The sequence below is a fragment of the Enterovibrio qingdaonensis genome, assembly GCF_028683135.1.
Taxonomy (GTDB): Bacteria; Pseudomonadota; Gammaproteobacteria; order Enterobacterales; family Vibrionaceae; genus Enterovibrio; species Enterovibrio qingdaonensis.
The window spans coordinates 49969-66720 of sequence record NZ_JAJUBB010000002.1; the positions used below are offsets into that span (position 1 = coordinate 49969).

The 16752-nt window shown below is 45.6% G+C and carries 17 protein-coding genes; 10 read left to right on the forward strand and 7 right to left on the reverse strand.

Translation table 11 applies throughout. The annotated features are described in order from the left end of the window. Positions 1 to 3 precede the first annotated feature (3 nt). From LRP49_RS03180 to LRP49_RS03190, 3 genes are all read left to right on the forward strand, one after another. A complete protein-coding gene (locus tag LRP49_RS03180) occupies positions 4 to 1290 on the forward strand; it encodes a TRAP transporter large permease (RefSeq protein ID WP_274140159.1) in 1287 nt (428 codons plus the stop codon). A gap of 98 nt (positions 1291 to 1388) precedes the next feature. After that, positions 1389 to 2480, forward strand: a complete 1092-nt coding sequence (locus LRP49_RS03185; RefSeq protein ID WP_274140160.1) for a TRAP transporter substrate-binding protein — start codon at positions 1389 to 1391, stop codon at positions 2478 to 2480. 341 nt (positions 2481 to 2821) lie between these two features. Then, positions 2822 to 3511 (forward strand): GNAT family N-acetyltransferase, encoded by a 690-nt coding sequence (locus LRP49_RS03190; RefSeq protein WP_274140162.1) that lies wholly within the window; start codon positions 2822 to 2824, stop codon positions 3509 to 3511. A gap of 52 nt (positions 3512 to 3563) precedes the next feature. Here the strand turns inward: LRP49_RS03190 and LRP49_RS03195 are convergent, their stop codons facing one another. Next, positions 3564 to 4472, reverse strand: a complete 909-nt coding sequence (locus LRP49_RS03195; RefSeq protein WP_274140163.1) for a LysR substrate-binding domain-containing protein — start codon at positions 4470 to 4472, stop codon at positions 3564 to 3566. Between the two features lie 144 nt (positions 4473 to 4616). Here LRP49_RS03195 and LRP49_RS03200 point away from each other — a divergent pair, with 144 nt between their 5' ends. The 5 genes from LRP49_RS03200 (at position 4617) to LRP49_RS03220 (ending at position 9590) form a co-directional block, all read left to right on the forward strand. Continuing rightward, positions 4617 to 5771, forward strand: coding sequence for a DSD1 family PLP-dependent enzyme (locus LRP49_RS03200; RefSeq protein ID WP_274140164.1), 1155 nt, complete (start codon positions 4617 to 4619; stop codon positions 5769 to 5771). A gap of 1 nt (position 5772) precedes the next feature. Then, a complete protein-coding gene (locus LRP49_RS03205; RefSeq protein ID WP_274140165.1) occupies positions 5773 to 6702 on the forward strand; it encodes an ornithine cyclodeaminase family protein in 930 nt (309 codons plus the stop codon). Positions 6703 to 7016: 314 nt separating this feature from the next. After that, positions 7017 to 7682: a protoglobin domain-containing protein gene (locus LRP49_RS03210; RefSeq protein ID WP_274140167.1), complete on the forward strand. Its 666-nt coding sequence runs from the start codon at positions 7017 to 7019 to the stop codon at positions 7680 to 7682. Positions 7683 to 7900: 218 nt separating this feature from the next. Beyond that, positions 7901 to 9172 (forward strand): HD-GYP domain-containing protein, encoded by a 1272-nt coding sequence (locus LRP49_RS03215; RefSeq protein ID WP_274140168.1) that lies wholly within the window; start codon positions 7901 to 7903, stop codon positions 9170 to 9172. Between the two features lie 199 nt (positions 9173 to 9371). Then, positions 9372 to 9590 carry a hypothetical protein gene (locus LRP49_RS03220; protein ID WP_274140169.1) on the forward strand — a complete coding sequence of 73 codons (219 nt, stop codon included), beginning with the start codon at positions 9372 to 9374 and terminating at the stop codon, positions 9588 to 9590. Between the two features lie 25 nt (positions 9591 to 9615). Here LRP49_RS03220 and LRP49_RS03225 read toward each other — a convergent pair whose 3' ends face one another. Genes LRP49_RS03225 through LRP49_RS03235 form a run of 3 tightly spaced genes read right to left on the reverse strand, consistent with a single transcriptional unit; the run spans position 9616 to position 12418 of the window. Further along, positions 9616 to 10620 carry a FecCD family ABC transporter permease gene (locus LRP49_RS03225; protein ID WP_274140171.1) on the reverse strand — a complete coding sequence of 335 codons (1005 nt, stop codon included), beginning with the start codon at positions 10618 to 10620 and terminating at the stop codon, positions 9616 to 9618. A gap of 17 nt (positions 10621 to 10637) precedes the next feature. After that, positions 10638 to 11603, reverse strand: coding sequence for an ABC transporter substrate-binding protein (locus tag LRP49_RS03230; RefSeq protein ID WP_274140172.1), 966 nt, complete (start codon positions 11601 to 11603; stop codon positions 10638 to 10640). After that, the gene (locus LRP49_RS03235) at positions 11600 to 12418 is read right to left on the reverse strand and encodes an ABC transporter ATP-binding protein (RefSeq protein WP_274140173.1); all 819 of its coding nucleotides are present in this window, start codon (positions 12416 to 12418) and stop codon (positions 11600 to 11602) included. The genes LRP49_RS03230 and LRP49_RS03235 overlap by 4 nt, the downstream gene beginning before the upstream one ends. Positions 12419 to 12741: 323 nt before the next feature. Between LRP49_RS03235 and LRP49_RS03240 the strand changes: the two genes are divergently transcribed. Together LRP49_RS03240 and LRP49_RS03245 are read left to right on the forward strand one after the other, a co-directional pair. Continuing rightward, positions 12742 to 13611, forward strand: coding sequence for a helix-turn-helix domain-containing protein (locus LRP49_RS03240; RefSeq protein WP_274140174.1), 870 nt, complete (start codon positions 12742 to 12744; stop codon positions 13609 to 13611). Positions 13612 to 13749: 138 nt separating this feature from the next. Continuing rightward, positions 13750 to 14616: a nuclear transport factor 2 family protein gene (locus LRP49_RS03245; RefSeq protein ID WP_274140175.1), complete on the forward strand. Its 867-nt coding sequence runs from the start codon at positions 13750 to 13752 to the stop codon at positions 14614 to 14616. Positions 14617 to 14695: 79 nt separating this feature from the next. Here LRP49_RS03245 and LRP49_RS03250 read toward each other — a convergent pair whose 3' ends face one another. The 3 genes from LRP49_RS03250 to LRP49_RS03260 form a co-directional block, all read right to left on the reverse strand. Further along, positions 14696 to 15352, reverse strand: coding sequence for a Qnr family pentapeptide repeat protein (locus LRP49_RS03250; RefSeq protein ID WP_274140177.1), 657 nt, complete (start codon positions 15350 to 15352; stop codon positions 14696 to 14698). A 325-nt stretch (positions 15353 to 15677) separates the two neighbouring features. Further along, positions 15678 to 16088, reverse strand: coding sequence for a VOC family protein (locus tag LRP49_RS03255; protein ID WP_274140178.1), 411 nt, complete (start codon positions 16086 to 16088; stop codon positions 15678 to 15680). Continuing rightward, positions 16085 to 16681: a glutathione S-transferase family protein gene (locus LRP49_RS03260; protein WP_274140180.1), complete on the reverse strand. Its 597-nt coding sequence runs from the start codon at positions 16679 to 16681 to the stop codon at positions 16085 to 16087. Before LRP49_RS03260 ends, LRP49_RS03255 begins: the two co-directional genes overlap by 4 nt. Positions 16682 to 16752 lie beyond the last annotated feature (71 nt).

The window sequence follows — 16752 nt, forward strand, 5'->3', positions numbered from 1 at the left end:
TAGATGTTGATACTGTTTTTACCACTATTTTTAGTTTTCTTGATGCTCGGCATGCCAGTCTTTTTTGCCCTGCTTACAGCCCCTGGCCTGATGTTGTATGCAGAAGGCATGGACCGAGATATCCCCTTGTTGTTTCGCAATATCTATAACGGGATTGATTCCTTCCCTTTGATGGCGATTCCCTTCTTTATGCTTGCTGGTGAAGTGATGAACCGAAGCGGCATTACATTGAGTTTGGTGAGCTTTTCACAATCTTTAATTGGACACGTTCGCGGCGGGTTAGCCCATGTAAATGTAATGTCGAGTATGTTGTTTGCTGGGTTGTCGGGCTCTGCCGTAGCGGACACCTCTGCCATTGGTTCTATGATGATTCCGGCGATGGAAAAGAACGGTTATTCCAGAAAATTCGCCGCAGCCATAACCGCCGCATCATCCGTTATTGGGCCAATTATTCCGCCTTCAGGCATCATGATTATTTACGCTTACACCATGGAGATTTCCGTGGCGGCCTTATTTGCTGCGGGTGTGGTGCCAGGGTTATTGATTGGCGGCGGTTTAATGTTGCTTATCGCTTTAATGGCTAAAAGCCAGAACCTTCCTATCGCCAGTGAAAGAGCAACTTGGCGAGAACGAGGCTCAGCCACCAAAAAGGCATTTTGGCCAATACTGACTCCCGTTATCATTTTAGGTGGGATTCTTGGCGGCATCTTTACACCGACAGAAGCATCGGCCGTGGCAGTGCTCTACACCTTAGTGGTGGGTATGTTTGTGCTGAAAACCGTCAAACTGAAAGACATCCCTGACATTTTTACCAGCAGTGCTAAATCTTCGGCGGTCATTTTGCTGCTGGTAGGGGCGGCATTGGCGTTCAAAACGGTGGTGTCATTGTCCCATGCTGCTGAATCAATGGCGGAATGGACGTTAGGAATCAGCGACAACCCTCTAGTGCTTCTTTTCCTTATCAATATTCTTTTGTTCATTGTGGGCATGTTCCTCGATGCTGGGCCCGCCATCATTATTCTCGGCCCAATCCTCGCACCTGTCTTTATTAGCTTGGGTATCGACCCCGTGCATTTTGCCATCATCATGAGTGTGAACCTCACGGTGGGCTTGGCGACGCCGCCAATGGGCTTAGTACTATTTGTCGCATCAAGTGTTTCGGGTGAAAAAGTCGAAACACTTTCTCGCGCGATTTTGCCGTTTCTCGCTGTAGAAGTGGCGGTGATTTTCCTGATTACGTTTTTCCCGTCTCTCTCGATGACAATTCCGCAATGGTTGGGATTGGCATGATGACGAAGGCGGTTTTTAAGCAACTGAGAACGTGAGTTCTCACCTTAGATTGCGTCGCTATAGACATGGATGACGCTCACGGCAGTGAAAGGTGAAGTATGAATAGAACAGTAAGCAAGATGCGTAACGCATTGAAGGGAAGTGCGCTCGCGCTGTTGGCAGGGATGATGACCACGGCAGCACTGTCTGTGCCGGCAATGGCCGCTGACTTTAACCTGCGAGCAGTGGCGAACTCTAACGAAAACGACGAAGACTATGATGGTCTGGTTGTGTTTAAAGATTTCGTAGAAGCGCATTCCAATGGGAAAATTAAGGTCGACTTGTTTATCGGGACGCAGCTTTGCGGTAACGGAACAGAGTGTATTCAAGCAGTAGAAGATGGTTCGGTCGATATCTATATTTCTACCTCTGGTGGTGCAGCGAATATGTTCCCCTACATTCAGGTGTTGGACTTGCCATACGTTCTTCCTGATGACCGTACGGCAGAAGCTGTGCTTCAGGGCGATTTCGTGCGTGAACTGCGTAAGGCCATCCTTGCCGATACGGATGACAAACTTCGCTTGATGGCAATTGGTAATACGGGCGGTTGGCGCAATTTTGCCAATACTAAACGAACCGTGAAAAATCCGGGCGATATGGAAGGGTTGAAGATTCGTACCGTGGTGGCAGATCTTCCTCAAGAATTGGTGAAAGCACTGGGGGCAAGCCCAACACCGATCCCTTGGCCTGAGCTTTACACCTCGTTCCAAACCGGCGTTGTTGAAGGCTCGAAAAACGGTATTACTGACATCATGGGCATGAAGTTTCCTGAAGCGGGTTTAAAATATGTCACGCTCGATGGTCACGCGTACATGTCAGCACTTTGGTACATGAACAACGAGGTGTTTATGGAAATGTCACCAGAGCTACGCAAAGTAGTGGTTGACGGATTCCGCGCCTTGCAACAAGCAACGTTTGCCTCACCGAAGCGCAAATCGATAGCGGCATATGAAGCGTTCAAAAAGGCTGGCGGTAAGCTCTACGTGCCTACCCCAGAAGAAAAAGCGGCGTTTCAGGAAGCTGCAGCACCTGTCTATATTTGGTTCCAAGAGAATGTAGAAGGCGGTAAAAAATGGTTTGATTTGCTGCAATCGGAATCTGAAAAAGCACAACAACAAATTGCCGCAGCGGATAAAGCGGATCTTTCCTAGGCATGGTGCTCTAATTGCTTAAAGATAAAAATCGGCCCGATAGGGCTGATTTTTTTAATTCGAATCCCAGTATTCTTCTCGATTTTCCTTTCTGTACAGTGTTTGTGCTTCATCGTGTTTCATGGTCTTTAATTCGAAAGGACCTTCTAACGCTCAGTGACACTTCTCCTGTTTTAGTGTGATTACCCTGTTAACTGATTCGCAAAATGGCTGTCAGTTAAACGGTGAAGCAAGTGCTTCACGTACCATTTTGATTACCCATTAATACTCAACTCGGCAACGAGGTTGCTCGGAGTCGTGTTATTGGTTGTTAGGGTTTTATGTATTAACAAGGAAGTATCATGAACAAGGCGTTATCACAGAATCTTGAAAATCTGCACCAGTATTGGTTGGCGTTAGGTGCCGAGCAAAGCGGGGAACTATTCCAGCACACAAGTTGGCCTAACAAACGGTGGAATTCGACGTTTAGCTTTTCAAACGTCTTTTCTCGCGTTGGTGAGCGCCTCTCGACGATTGATCAGGTGGACGCTTCCAAGCTTAATGAATGCAGTAAAGATCTGGGTTTTACGCTTCAAGCAATGATGCAATTGGAAGTGATGACACTGACGTTGCCGACCAGCAGTGAATATAAAACGCATGATGAAATTACACATATTTCAACAACAGACCAAGCAAGAAAGTGGACACTTGCTTGCTCAGAGGCTTTTGCTTATTCACTTGATGAAACGGTGATTCAGCATGTCTTAAAGGATCCTAACTGCTATCTTTTTGCGCTATTTAAGGATGGTAAGATAGCCGGTACCGTGTTGTTGTTTCAAACAGGTCGGACACTGGGTATACACCAATTAGGCACAGTGAGAGCGTTTAGAAAAATGGGGGTCGCTGCGCAGTTAATGGCACACAGCCTTTCATTTGCCTCAGAGCTTGGATGTGATTATGCGGTATTACAGGCCTCTAAGGCGGGGATACCGCTGTACAGTAAGCTTGGATTTGAACGACTGGCAACGATAACCAGCGTGCAGGCAGTATGAACTTGGTCGATAGTCGATGAGCTTCAATAAATTAGATGGCTTTTAATCGTATTTATTTCCACGGAGCAGGCGTTAATCGTTCTTTTAAGAGAGAGATAAAGCCAGAGATACGCGCTGAACGTTCATTCTCTGAATTACCTAGCAAAGCAACAATATTCGCGTGAGGTAATGTGTAATCTGGCAGTAAGCGGACAAGCTCACCGCTATTGATCTGTGGTTGAACATCCCATTCTGACCGCATAATGATCCCCAATCCCGCAGTGGCCCAATCTTTAATCACTCGACCTTCGTTACTTGCAAGCGTTGGGGTGATTCGTGCGACTTCATGCTTTTCATCAGCGTTGTGGGTGAAATGCCACAGTGTGACATCCTCGTTATTCTCTCTTAACGCAATACAACGATGCTTCGCCAAGTCTTGAGGGACTTGCGGGTATCCCATCTCCTCTACATATTTTGGTGAGGCACACAGGAAGCGTTGATTTGAAGCGAGCGTGATCATTTTTAACGAAGAATCATTCAACGCACCGATGTAAATAACGATGTCCCACGTGTGGTGATTTGACCAATTGGGGTTGTCGGAGAGCTCTAGCTCAATATCTAGCTGCGGGTGTTTTACTTTGTACTCCCCCAACAAAGGCGCAATGTAGTCGTTGCCAAAACCTAAAGGTGCCAAGACTCTTAGCTTGCCACACACCTGTTCTTTCCGTTCATCAAGCTGTTCTTGTAATTCATCTAGCCCTCTGAGAATAACCCGCCCTTTATCAAGCAGTAGCTGACCTTCTTCTGTCAGGCTCACGATACGCGATGGTCGCTGAATGAGCTTTAACGACAATTTTCTTTCTATGTGCTGAAGCCTAAGCGTCACGGAAGGAGGGGTGATATTTAATGCTCTCGCGGCATCAGCCAATGTTCGATGGCTCGCTATTGTAGCGATAAATCTTAGGTCTTCTGACGTGATCATTAGGTATAAACCTAATCAATAAGTTAATAAATATTAATGTAATGCAAAACATGATTTTTGGATACTGAGGATCCGTTGAGACGTTCAGTGGTCCCATTATACGTTGCTTGGGTGTTTAACCACTGGTGCATTAGGTGATTGATTATGAAGAATAATCCTAAGTTGAATTGTGACTACCAAAACTTAGATACCCCTTTTTTATTGGTAGATAAGCCTGTTTTACGTAATAACCTAGCAAGGCTTAGCAAAGAAATTGAAGGACTGGGGGCTGAGCTAAGACCTCACTTTAAAACGCTCAAATCTCTTGATGCGGCACCGTATCTTCTCCCTGAAAAAACATCTCCTGTGACTGTTTCTACTCTGAAGGAAGCGGAAGCACTGGCATGTGAGGGATATACCAACATCATTTATGCGGTGGGTATTTCGGGCGATAAGTTACCAAGGGTGTATCAACTTCTGTCAATGGGGGTAGACCTGAAGGTGTTGCTGGACAGCAAGGAGCAAGCCCTGGTTCTTAACCAATACAGTGAAGATAACCGCTGCGCGATTCCTGCACTGATAGAAATCGATTGTGATGGGCACCGAGGGGGGATTGATCCAAATAGTGCTGAATTACTTGAGCTTGCTGAGTTGCTGCATGGCGGAAGTGTCCAATTTAAGGGGGTGCTTACCCACGCAGGAGAATCTTACCGTTGTTTTGATGAAACCTCATTACGCGCAGCCGCTGAGAATGAAGTGAAGGCGGCGGTTAACTCAGCCAACCGTCTTCGTGCCGCAAATATCCCAGTCGATATTGTCAGCATTGGATCCACGCCTACGGCGCACAGCTACCAAAGCTTACATGGCATTACGGAAGTAAGAGCCGGGGTCTATGGCTTTTTCGACTTAGTCATGGCGGGTATTGGCGTTTGCACATTCCATGATATTGCAGCGCGAGTAGTCACAACAGTGATCGGCCACAACAAGGAAAAAGGATGGGTATTTATTGATGCAGGATGGATGGCTCTTTCCTCTGATAGAGGCACGGCAGAACAGCCCAAAGATTGCGGATATGGGTTATTAACTGACAGCACTGGCAGTTTGCTCGATAACCTACAAGTCACGGCGGTAAATCAAGAGCATGGTATTGTGAATGCCGTTAATGGTGGTTCGATAGATTTTGATGCACTTCCTATTGGTAGCCGACTACAGGTTCTGCCGAATCATGCTTGCGCAACAGCATCAATGCACAGTCACTATCATGTCTTTGATAAACAGAACAATTCATACGAAATCTGGACGCGAATTCAGGGGTGGTAAGATGATCTATTTAGACGAAAACCAAACTGCGAAACTTATCTCTCACGAAATCGCGTATCTTGCTGTTAAGGATGCTTTTGTTGCCGCCACAAGCAGTGAAACAACCCTATTTCCTGTTGTGAATGCATCAGGCCCCCAAGCTGACTCTATGTTTTCTTTGAAGTCTGCCTGTACATCAAGGTTAGTGGGTTGGAAAACGGGCACCTATTGGCCAGAAAACCAAAGCCAAAATAAGCCTTGTCACGGCACAACGATTTTTCTGTTAAGCCCAGACACAGGCGAGTTGGTTGCTGCGGTTTCGGCAAGTAAGGTAAATGCCTATCGCACCGCAGCGGCGGACGCGGTAGCAGTGGATTATCTGGCCAGAAAAGAGGCATCAGTGCTAGCCGTATTTGGTACTGGGCATCAAGCGGAATATGACGTGCTCGCAGTTTCAAAGGTTCGCAGCATTTCTCGAGTGATTGTCGTCGGGAGAAGCACACATAACACCGACAGCTTTGTTGTTCGACTCAACGATCAAGGCATGAATGCCGAAGCGGGATCTGCGCAGTTTGCTTGTGAGCATGCTGATATTATCGTGACGGCAACAACAGCGAAAGAGCCCCTATTCCGGGCTGATTGGGTAAAGGCGGGGACACATATTTCTGCGATGGGAGCAGACAAAGTGGGCAAGCACGAATTGCCTGTCGAGCTATATCAAGATGCGAAACTCTTTTGTGACTATAAGCCGCAATCCCTCGTTATTGGAGAGTTTCAGCATATTCAACATGCAGTGATTACAGACATAGGTGAAGTGATCACGAGCCAATCTTCTGGCCGAAAGTCATCCGATGATATTACGGTTTTTGATAGCTCAGGTATTGCTGTTCAAGATCTGTTTGTTGCCGCCAAATTGCTTGAATTGGCTCAAGTTCAGGCAATCGGTGAGTGACAACCCAGCGTAAAGTAGGTTTTGTTTCTACAAAGGGCACGGCTATAGACGGTGCTCTATCCCCTTCAATAAGTTACGTTTGAAGAGCGAAAGCCTCGTGTGGCTCTCTCTTTGTTTTTATCACTTCTGAGCACATTTCAATCAACCTAACCCACCTTGACATTGGCGGATAATAGAATCTATAGTTTCGTATCGATACAATAAAGGTGTCGTTTCGATACCAAAATATATTCCATTCGTAACAAGGGTGGGCGGAGATGTGTTGATAAAAACAACAGTCAGTTAACTTAAAATGGAAGCAATGAGAGGCGAATATGAAAAGAGCGTTATATGCAATTTTTAGTATTTCCATACTGTTAGGATGCACAACCACAGTCAGTGCAGGGAGCGGTGGAAAAGGAGTGCCGGGTTATGATGCCGATTCTACGTCGTTGGAAACGTCTCCCGTATCTCAGGAAGAGTTTGCGCTTTTGCAAAAAACGATTTTTTTTGGTCCAGGCGATGTGAAAGCACTTCGTCAGGCTCAAAAAATTCTTAAACCTCAGATCAGCGAAATATTGGATACTTGGTATGGGTATGTTGGTGCGAATCCTCATTTGCTTTATTACTTTTCGAATAAAGATACCCATGAAGCAAATGGCGAATATTTGGCACGTGTAAGAGCGCGTTTTGAACAGTGGATTCTTGATTTAACAAGCGCAAACTATGACCAGCAATGGTTGAACTATCAGCATGAAATAGCAAAACGTCACCACCGAGTAGGGAAAAACCGTGCTGATGATGTTAACTCTGTCGATCATATCGACTATCGGTACATGGTTGCGTTTATCTACCCCATCACAACGACGATAAAGCCGTTTCTCGCGAAAGGCGACGTGTCACAAAAAGAGGCGGATGCTATGTACGAAGCATGGCGAAAGGCCGTGATCTTGTCCGTGGTGCTTTGGACCCACCCCTATATCAAAGATGGCGATTTTTAGGCTAGGTACTTAAAAAATTAAACAATGATAAGGTGCAGACCCTTCCCATATGACTGGGGAGGGTTTTTTAGTGGTCTCATCGCTATGTGAAGGGAAATGACAACGCGTAACCTATTAATAACAATGTTGTTATTAATAGCGGGTGCTAATATTAAGTCATTAGTTTGTATGTGGGTATTTGATTTTTAATTTTTGCATGCAAGGGACGGGAACAACAAATGACGGCACTATTGAAAACACATGAAGATACGGGGTTTCAGATAGATTTAAGGCATGCAATGCTTCTTTTTGCCAAAGCTCTCGACTATGTCGGTATCGATGATTTGTATCATGGTCATCGTGTTGCTTACACGGCATATAAATGTGCAGAACGACTGGGGTGGCCGGAAAAGAAAGTTCAATTTTGTTTTTTTGCAGGCTTAATTCATGACTGTGGCGTGTCCCAGAGCCAAGAGCACCTTCTTTTACTCAAAGAGATGGTTCCTCAGGGTGCTGAAGCGCATTGTGAACGCGGTTATGAGGCCTTATATCAATGTGGAGTGTTAGCCAGCTTCGCGAATGTTATTCGTTACCACCATACGCCGTGGGAGCATTTGGTACATGAGAGCATCACCGATGATGAGAAAGATGTCGCTGCCTTGTTATTCCTCTCTGATAGGGTCGACTATTTAAGAGCCAAATATATTGGAAATTGTCACGAAAATTTGGTCACGTTACACCAGTCCTACATTGCAGAGAATATTCGAACTCAAGCAGGTTTTCTGTTTAATGATGTGATGGTTGAAGCCATGTGCGGCCTGATCCTTAAAGAGGGATTTTGGTTTTCAATGGAAACTGACCATATCGAATCATTAGCGTTGTCGTTTGATAATGACCCAAACTATGACCAGCTACTCACGTTAGATGAGATGACTGAAGTAGCTATGTTTCTGGCCAAGATTGTTGATGCCAAAAGCCCTTTTACTTACCAACATTCGCAAAAAGTGGCAGATCTTTCCCTGTTCTTGGGTGAAAAAATGGACTTGTCTGAACGAGAGCAAGCAATGATTTACGTTGCTGGGTTGGTACATGATATTGGTAAGCTTAAAACGCCAGATGAAATTTTGAATAAAAAGGGGCCGCTAACCAGTGAGGAGTTTGTCCATATAAAGCGCCATACAACAGACACAGAATTGGCACTTAACAAAGTATTCCCAGATTCAAAAATTTGCCGATGGGCAGCTGATCACCACGAGCGTTTAGATGGCTCGGGCTATCCAAACAGGAAAATAGCAGAAGCCATTGAGCTTCCTTCTAGAATCATTGCAGTTGCAGACGTTTTTCAGGCATTGATGCAAAATCGACCTTATCGCTCAGCATTGAGTTCTGAAAACGCTTTGATCCTAATGAAAGAAATGGTTTTTAAAAACAAATTGGATGGTGAGGTCATGGCGTGCCTATTGTCCAATATTGATGAATGTTGTGCTATTGCTACCGCAAAATGCCAATAGAGGAAGACGTATTCGGCAGGTAAGCAGTCTGTCGATTTACTTTCCAACTTTAAATTGATTGTCGGTCAATAACTTAGGAAGAGGCATGTCCTTGAATCAAGGATATGCCAGGATTTCGATTAAGAAAATACCGATGTGGATTTGACGTGCCACACAACACCCCTTAACATGCATGTGAGATACACGTTAAGGGGTGGTTATGAATTTTAAGCAAATTAGCGGTATCGGTGGGGCTGCAATGATCCTCTCTTCGGCTGTGATGACGGCGACAATCCTGATCAGTTTTCCCTACGCAGAACATTTCACGATTATTGAACAAGCGATTGCACATATCGGAACAATCATTTTTGCGGGCGTATTTAAAGTGGGGTATGTCACCTACATCGTGGGTAGGTATGAAAGAGATTTATCTTGTTAACTGTTGTTACGGAGTTTACTTCAGCTCAAACTGGCAGGGGCTTTCTAACGAGGTAAAGTACAAAAATACCGCCAAGTGCTGCCGTGACAATTCCGACAGGTAACTCTTGTGGTGCCAAGATCGTGCGGCTTGTTAAATCACCCAAGGTGAGTAGAACGGCACCCCAGAGTGCCACTAAAGGCAGCAAGCGTTTGTGGGTCATACCTGAAAATGGCCGCACAAGGTGAGGGACCATAAGCCCGATAAACCCAACAACGCCTGTGAGTGCTACAATAGAGGCAGTGCAAAATGCGCAACTCAGGAAGATCTCTCGCTGCAATTTGTGCACATTGATACCCAGAGAGTGCGTAGTTTGCTCACTCACCAGTAAGGTATCTAGCTCTCGGTAACGTAACAGGATTAGTGCGATTACACATAGCAGCCCCAAGCTAGCAAAAATCAGATTGTCCCACCGTGCTAATCCCAATCCCCCCATGGTCCAAAATAAGATTGAGCTGGCGGCTCTCTGATCCCCTGAATAAATAAGAAAACTGGTTAAAGCACCAAAAAGAAATGATATCGCCAGTCCGCACAGTACAAGGTTGTTATCTCCTTGCTTACGTTGCATTGAAAACAACATAAGCACTGCGCCTGCTGAGATTATTCCGCCTGTAAATGCGGCAAGCGGGAGAGACCAAATTCCGATCGTATCACCCAGCTTAGTGATCACGAGAACAGCGCCTGCTGACGCTCCTGATGACAAACCGAACAAAAAGGGATCTGCCAGGTCATTTCGAGTAGCCGTTTGAAGAAGCGCACCGACTAATGCGAGGCCAGCCCCCGCTATTAGCGCGAGCAAAGCTCGCGGCAATCTAACATCGACCAGAATTCGGCTTGTTATGCTCATCTCTTCGTCATACAGGGACTGAAGGCCTGTTAATACATCGCGTATCGTGAGGGGAACAGAACCAAATTGTAAGCTCGCCAAAAACGCGATCAGTAAGACTAATAAGCCTACAGACCAGGCCACTCGGTAATTATTTACGGTCATTGATAGCCATATGTACGCTAATTATCGGGAAAGAAGGCGTTTGATAGCGTTTCAATCGCGTCAATATTGGCTGGTCCTGGTGTCAATTGTTCATACCGCAGCTTGACGTAGCGTTGTGACGTAACGGCGTTAGTGTGCTGCATGAGTGGGTGCTGTTCCAAAAATCGCTTTAGTGAGTCTGCGCCAGTAGCTGTTTGGTAGTCCAGCAAAATGATGATATCCGGGTTCGCGCTGGCGACACTCTCCCAAGAGGTTCTTGCCCAACTGGTTTCCATCGTATCCGTGACATTATGCCCGCCCGCCGCTTTTATCATGGCGTTTGGCATTGCGTACTTTCCTGCCGTGAAAGGTTTGTCTTCCCCTGAATCAAACAAAAATACCTTGGGAGGGGGTTGAGTAGAGGTTTGCTTTCTTTCGGTGACTGCATGAACGCGGGCTTTCCATTCTTTGATTAACGCCTTTGCTTTATCTTGCTTATCAAAGATCACACCGAGCTTTTCTATGTCATCGTAGAGTAAATCCATACTTGCCGACTGACTTTGTTTGTCTGTATGAATACAGCTTTCTGTAAGTACTAAGGTAGTGATGCCGTAAGGCTTTAGGCTCTGAGGGGTGACTTCTCCGCCTACTTTCATGCCGTAGTTCCACCCAGCAAAGAAAAAATCCGCTTTAGACGCAATCAGGGTTTCCAGTGTTGGATACTTCGGTGCGAGTTCAGGAATATCACCCAGTGACTGTTTGAGCGCGGGTGACATTTTATACCAGCCGGTAATTCCAGACACACCTACCATATCGGCTTCAAGACCAAGTGCGAATGCCATTTCATTCATATTGATATCATGAAACACAGCTGCATTTGGCCGCTGCTGGATAGTGAGAGGGTTGCCACAGCTTTCTACGGTGACAGGATACTCCGTTGTTTTTGCGTTAACCGCTGTAAAAGGAAAAAGAAGGAATATCGCCATTGTTGAAAACCATTTCATTGTAAGGCTCCTATGGATGACAAAGTGTGGTGGGACGACTCGGCTTCAAAATGATGAATCGTGTTTTCGATTAGAGGGTGGCTGAGTGGAATCACTCTTAAGCCAAATACGGGCGTGATAAATCTATTTTGCATCACGACGTTAGGGGAACTGCTGATCACGATGGTCTGTTCAGACATTAAGATAATTTTGTCTGCAAAAGGCGTGACAAGCGGCAGGTCATGCAAAACAGCAATGGACGCGATGCGCTTTTGCTTAACCAGCGCAAGAATTTCCAGTCGTGCAAGAGGGTCGAGGTGATTAGTAGGCTCATCGAGTAAGAGCAGTGTTGGCTCTTGAGCAAAAGCGCGAGCAATGCTGGCTCTTTGTTTTTCCCCCCCAGATAGCGAGCCGAAGTATCGTTTAGCTTTGTCGGTGAGCCTTATGTCGACAAGTGCTTGTTGAATTGCACGTTCGTGCTCTTCAGGGGAGCAGCAAAAAGTATGTGGAACCCTGCCTAGGGCGACATATTCACGCACACTCAATCGCGGATCTACTTGTTCGTGCTGGGTAACCACAGCAATTTTTTTCGCCATTTGTTGGCGGTCTAAGGAATCTGTTGGTTTCCCGTCAATTAACAACCGGCCATGTTCGAGATGGTATTCACCGGTTAGAACTTTCAACAGGCTCGACTTGCCACACCCATTAGGGCCGATGATAGCAACGCACTCCCCATGATTAACGGTAAAAGTCGCATTGGATAGTGCTCGCCAGCCAGCAGAGCTCTTTGCCTCAAGAGCAACAGCCTCAACTATGGGGGGATGAGATCCTTTCATCGTAAACTTAATTTAATTGATTGTGATGTTATAACATTACATTTTAGATGAGTGGTTTGTCAATATTGGTAAAACAGATTTGTCGCGCGTTGAAACGCGGCAGATATTGAGAAAATTAGAGAGGTTTGGTGATGTTTGTTTTGATTGCCTTTAGTGGCTTCATTGTGTGCAGTTAATAGAATCGATGGGCTTTTCTCTTACTTCTAAAAGGGAGCGGTGGGAATAGCACGAAGAAAACGGGTAGTTATCTGAATGTGGAGAAAATTTTTGAGTCTTGGGTGGACTAAAATAGTTACATTGGTTACTCACATCCAGAGACGTTAATGGCTATACCGCTTATCGACTTTAGGTTAGGTAGTACTTCTTCATCTGGTGTTGAAGTGATTGAGTTGTCTTCACTCTACGGCAGAGACATAAAAGACCACGATCCTTGTGCACCACATCGGTTGTCGTTTTTTATGCTGGTGTTATTTGAGAAAGGGACGGGCAAGCATATGGTGGATTTTCAAGAATACGCCTATGGACCCGGTACAGTGGTGAGTGTTCAGCAAGAGCAAGTCACCGCATTTGACTTGTCCAGCAAACCTGAAGGAAAGCTCCTTCTTTTTACCCAAACCTATCTTGATAATGTGCATGCCAATATGCGTTTACCGAGTTACACGCCAATACACCTGAATAGCCACTATTCTCCCGTATTGTATTTGGATGAAACCAACCGTGCGCGTACGACCGCATTGTTGGCTGAAATAGCCTCTGAACTTTATTGCGAAGAGGGTGACCCGCTTATTGTCATGTATCTCTTTTCTGCATTGAGTTTACTCCACCGACGTTTGAAAACAGTCGGTGAGGTTGAAAATCTTTCCCCATCGCAAAGCCGAACCTTGTATCGTTTTATGGTGCTTCTTCAGCAAAATTATGAACAGATTCGTGACGCGAATTGGTATGCCGATCAGGCCGCGATAACATACAAAACGTTGAATCAAATTTGTAAAGTGTCAACATCACTCACGGCCAAACAGATGATTGATGCATTCACGATTATTGAGATAAAACGTCGGCTAGTGATCAACAAAGTTACCTCCCAACAACTGGCCTACGACTTCAATTTTGATGACCCAAGTAACTTTGTGAAGTATTTCAAAAAGGAAACGGGCATGACGCCCAGTGAGTTCAGAAAGCACTACCTTAACTGATTAAAGTTTAAGTGCTTTTCGGTATGCCAGTTTCATATGGTTCGATATTTACCATTTTTCTGCCTATTTCCACTCTGCTCAACGCCCCTTTGGATCCCTAACATTGCCTCCAAGCCCAACGTAAAAAAGGACGAGACAATGAAAACGATAACGAACAAACTCTTTCGCTCTGCCGCGGTTGCGGGTGTGATGGGCGTTGCCGCTTGCAACGCGATGACCGCCGAAGAAGCCATTTCAAACAAGGAGAAAGCTGTCGCTCTGATCAGCAGCATCGAAACGGGTGACCATACGCCTATTGCATACATCAACCCTGATAAATATATCCAACATAACTTAGCGGTTGGTGATGGGTTAGAAGGGTTCGGAGAGGTAATGAAAGCACTGCCGGAGGGAAGTGCACAAGCTGATGTGAAGCGTGCGTTTGAGGATGATAACTACGTGGTTTTGCACACAGAGTATGATTTCTTCGGCCCCAAGGTTGGCTTTGATGTATTCCGGTTTGAGGATGGGTTGATTGTCGAGCATTGGGACAACCTACAAGAGATTGCACCGCCCAATCCAAGCGGTCGGACACAACTTGATGGCACAACGGAAATCCGCGATCTAGATAAGACAGAGGCAAATAAAGCGGTAGTCGCTGACTTTGTGAAAACCATTTTGATGGAAGGTAACATGGCGCGCATTAACGACTTTATCGACAATGATGACACAGCGTATTTGCAACACAACCCAATGGTCGCGGATGGCTTGAGTGGTTTGGGGGATGCGTTAAATGCATTGGCTGAGCAGGGTATGCCAATGTCTTACTCCGCAAACCACAAAATCATCGGTGAGGGTAACTTTGTTCTCGCGATCAGCGAAGGCACATTCCTTAACGAGCACGTGGCATTCTATGACTTATTCCGTGTTGACAACGGAAAAATTGTAGAGCATTGGGACACCATAGAAACCATTCCACCGCGTAGTGAGTGGAAAAATGAAAACGGCAAGTTTGGTTTTCAGTGATGTTGCGGGTTGAGTCTGCGTAAGTACAAATTGCGGCATAGCGAGAAGTTATGCCGCAATGTCACGGTTTATGAGTGGCTTAGTCTGGGAACACCACAATGCCTAACGTTTCCAGAATTTGTTCTTGTTGCCATGCCGCAATTTTCACGCCCGACATATCTACCCGTCTTGGGTTTAGTCCTTCCAACTCTGCATGACACAAGTTCGCGCCTTGAAAACTGAATTGCCCCCACGCATCGGCGGAAAAAACACCACGGCTGAGGTCGGATTCTTTTAATGAGGCTCCTTGGAGGTTTGCGCCTATCCAGCGATTTTCAAACAGTTCGCACTTTTCCAAACACGCACTTTCAAAGTTAGCGTATGAGAGGTTGCAGGCGGTGATGTATGCCGAGCAAAAGTACATTCGGTTGCTGACTTGATTGGCAAAACTCGCACGAAGAAAATCGGCACCTTTCAAATCGCATTCACGAAATTCAATGCCGTAGCAGTTTGCATACGTAAAGTTAGCCATCGCGAGGTGACACTGTTTGAAACTGGCGTCACGAAGATCGGCTGCACCAAAATGGCAGCCTTCAATATCGCCTTGCTCAGTAAACTTGCAGTTGATGAAAGACGTTTCACGTAATTTTGCTCGCCGAAAATCACATCGGATAAAAGTGCAGTCGGTAAAGGTAAGCCCGCTCAAATCTTGGTGCGAAAAGTTTTGGGTAGAGTAAGTGTGTTGATGCGTGTCCATAGCAATTCCTTAATGACTTCGCCGCAAGACTATCACTACACCAAGAGAAAATCGTCAAAATAAACATGTTTAAAAACAGTATTTTACGAGTGCTGTTTTTGGCTGTTTTAAGGGGGTAAATCGGCGTTTTAGCGGGCTTATAGCGTGTCGTTAATATGCTCATGCCAGAAAAATAATTTAGTGGCTTAAAAGGCGTTATTTGAAAAGGACGCTTTCTGGATAAAAAGAGGCTGAAAATGCCTCTTTTGGGGTTTTATTCTCGTTTAACAGCATATGGTGCAAACACGCGAATGGTTGTAGTAACAATCTGGGCGACATTGGGCTTCTATGATAATTCATTAAACTCCAGCACCGTGCCGTCAGGATCTCGGATAAAACAGGCAACACGCCGTTCACCTATTTTCACCGGCCCTTCAGTAATGCAGATGCCTTGCGTTTGGCAAAACTGCAAAAATGCGCTCATGGAATTGATAACGAACGCGACATGGGTGATTCCCGCGTACTTGGTTTTGGCATCAAGTAACACATTGTGTGCGTCATGATACTGGCCGTTGCCACTGAAGATCAGATTCACCCTCACACCAGCATCATTTTCCATTTCGCAGGCATTGTGCTCAGGAAGCATGAGCAGATTGCTAAACCCAAGCGCATCATAAAAATTGATAGATGCTTCTCTGTTTCGGGTTCGAATGCCAACGTGCTCAATGCCTTGAATACGAAGCTGACAGTTCATCATTCAATGCCTGGCATAGTAATGAAACCTTCCATATGTTTGATGTCATTCATCCAACGTGTGAGGTGATGGAATGAATTGGCTTGTACGCCGCCTTGGTGCATCAACGCCATATAGGGATAGCAAGCGATATCAGCGAGTGTTGGGGTATCGCCAACGAGCCACCGATGCGTGGCCAAATGATTATCAAGAATGTTGGTACAGCTCAGTGCATTTTGGCGTGCGGATGCGACATCTAACGAAATTCCAAACAAGTCATGCAGACGTGCATCGTTTGGGCCTCTTGCGATATTGTTTGCCGCGAACGAAAGCCATTGAGCGACAAGGGCTTGGCTTTTTGCCTCTTGAGGCCACCATTCGGTAAGCTGATGCTTTTGTGCAAGGTAAATTAATATGGCTTGGGAGTCTCGAATGAGAAAATCACCATCGGCAAGAAGCGGGATTTCACCTAACGGATTTAACGCTAGGTAAGCACCCGATTTATGCTCACCTGCGAGGTAATCAACAGCGTAAACTTCTAATGGGATTTGGTTCAATGCGCAAAACAAACGCACTTTGTAGCAGTTGCCTGACAGTTCTAGATCATACAGTTTCATATCCAAAGCTCCTTCCAATGGACGATTGAGGTTTACACACTCTAGGTTGAAAATACGCCTTCGAACATGGA

Coding starts and splice junctions, on each gene's coding strand:
- LRP49_RS03240 (WP_274140174.1), top strand. CDS start 12,742: ATGGCTATACCGCTTATCGACTTTAGGTTAGGTAGTACTTCTTCATCT.
- LRP49_RS03200 (WP_274140164.1), top strand. CDS start 4,617: ATGAAGAATAATCCTAAGTTGAATTGTGACTACCAAAACTTAGATACC.
- LRP49_RS03235 (WP_274140173.1), bottom strand. CDS start 12,418: ATGAAAGGATCTCATCCCCCCATAGTTGAGGCTGTTGCTCTTGAGGCA.
- LRP49_RS03185 (WP_274140160.1), top strand. CDS start 1,389: ATGAATAGAACAGTAAGCAAGATGCGTAACGCATTGAAGGGAAGTGCG.
- LRP49_RS03220 (WP_274140169.1), top strand. CDS start 9,372: ATGAATTTTAAGCAAATTAGCGGTATCGGTGGGGCTGCAATGATCCTC.
- LRP49_RS03215 (WP_274140168.1), top strand. CDS start 7,901: ATGACGGCACTATTGAAAACACATGAAGATACGGGGTTTCAGATAGAT.
- LRP49_RS03260 (WP_274140180.1), bottom strand. CDS start 16,681: ATGAAACTGTATGATCTAGAACTGTCAGGCAACTGCTACAAAGTGCGT.
- LRP49_RS03255 (WP_274140178.1), bottom strand. CDS start 16,088: ATGATGAACTGTCAGCTTCGTATTCAAGGCATTGAGCACGTTGGCATT.
- LRP49_RS03205 (WP_274140165.1), top strand. CDS start 5,773: ATGATCTATTTAGACGAAAACCAAACTGCGAAACTTATCTCTCACGAA.
- LRP49_RS03230 (WP_274140172.1), bottom strand. CDS start 11,603: ATGAAATGGTTTTCAACAATGGCGATATTCCTTCTTTTTCCTTTTACA.
- LRP49_RS03245 (WP_274140175.1), top strand. CDS start 13,750: ATGAAAACGATAACGAACAAACTCTTTCGCTCTGCCGCGGTTGCGGGT.
- LRP49_RS03190 (WP_274140162.1), top strand. CDS start 2,822: ATGAACAAGGCGTTATCACAGAATCTTGAAAATCTGCACCAGTATTGG.
- LRP49_RS03195 (WP_274140163.1), bottom strand. CDS start 4,472: ATGATCACGTCAGAAGACCTAAGATTTATCGCTACAATAGCGAGCCAT.
- LRP49_RS03250 (WP_274140177.1), bottom strand. CDS start 15,352: ATGGACACGCATCAACACACTTACTCTACCCAAAACTTTTCGCACCAA.
- LRP49_RS03225 (WP_274140171.1), bottom strand. CDS start 10,620: ATGACCGTAAATAATTACCGAGTGGCCTGGTCTGTAGGCTTATTAGTC.
- LRP49_RS03180 (WP_274140159.1), top strand. CDS start 4: ATGTTGATACTGTTTTTACCACTATTTTTAGTTTTCTTGATGCTCGGC.
- LRP49_RS03210 (WP_274140167.1), top strand. CDS start 7,017: ATGAAAAGAGCGTTATATGCAATTTTTAGTATTTCCATACTGTTAGGA.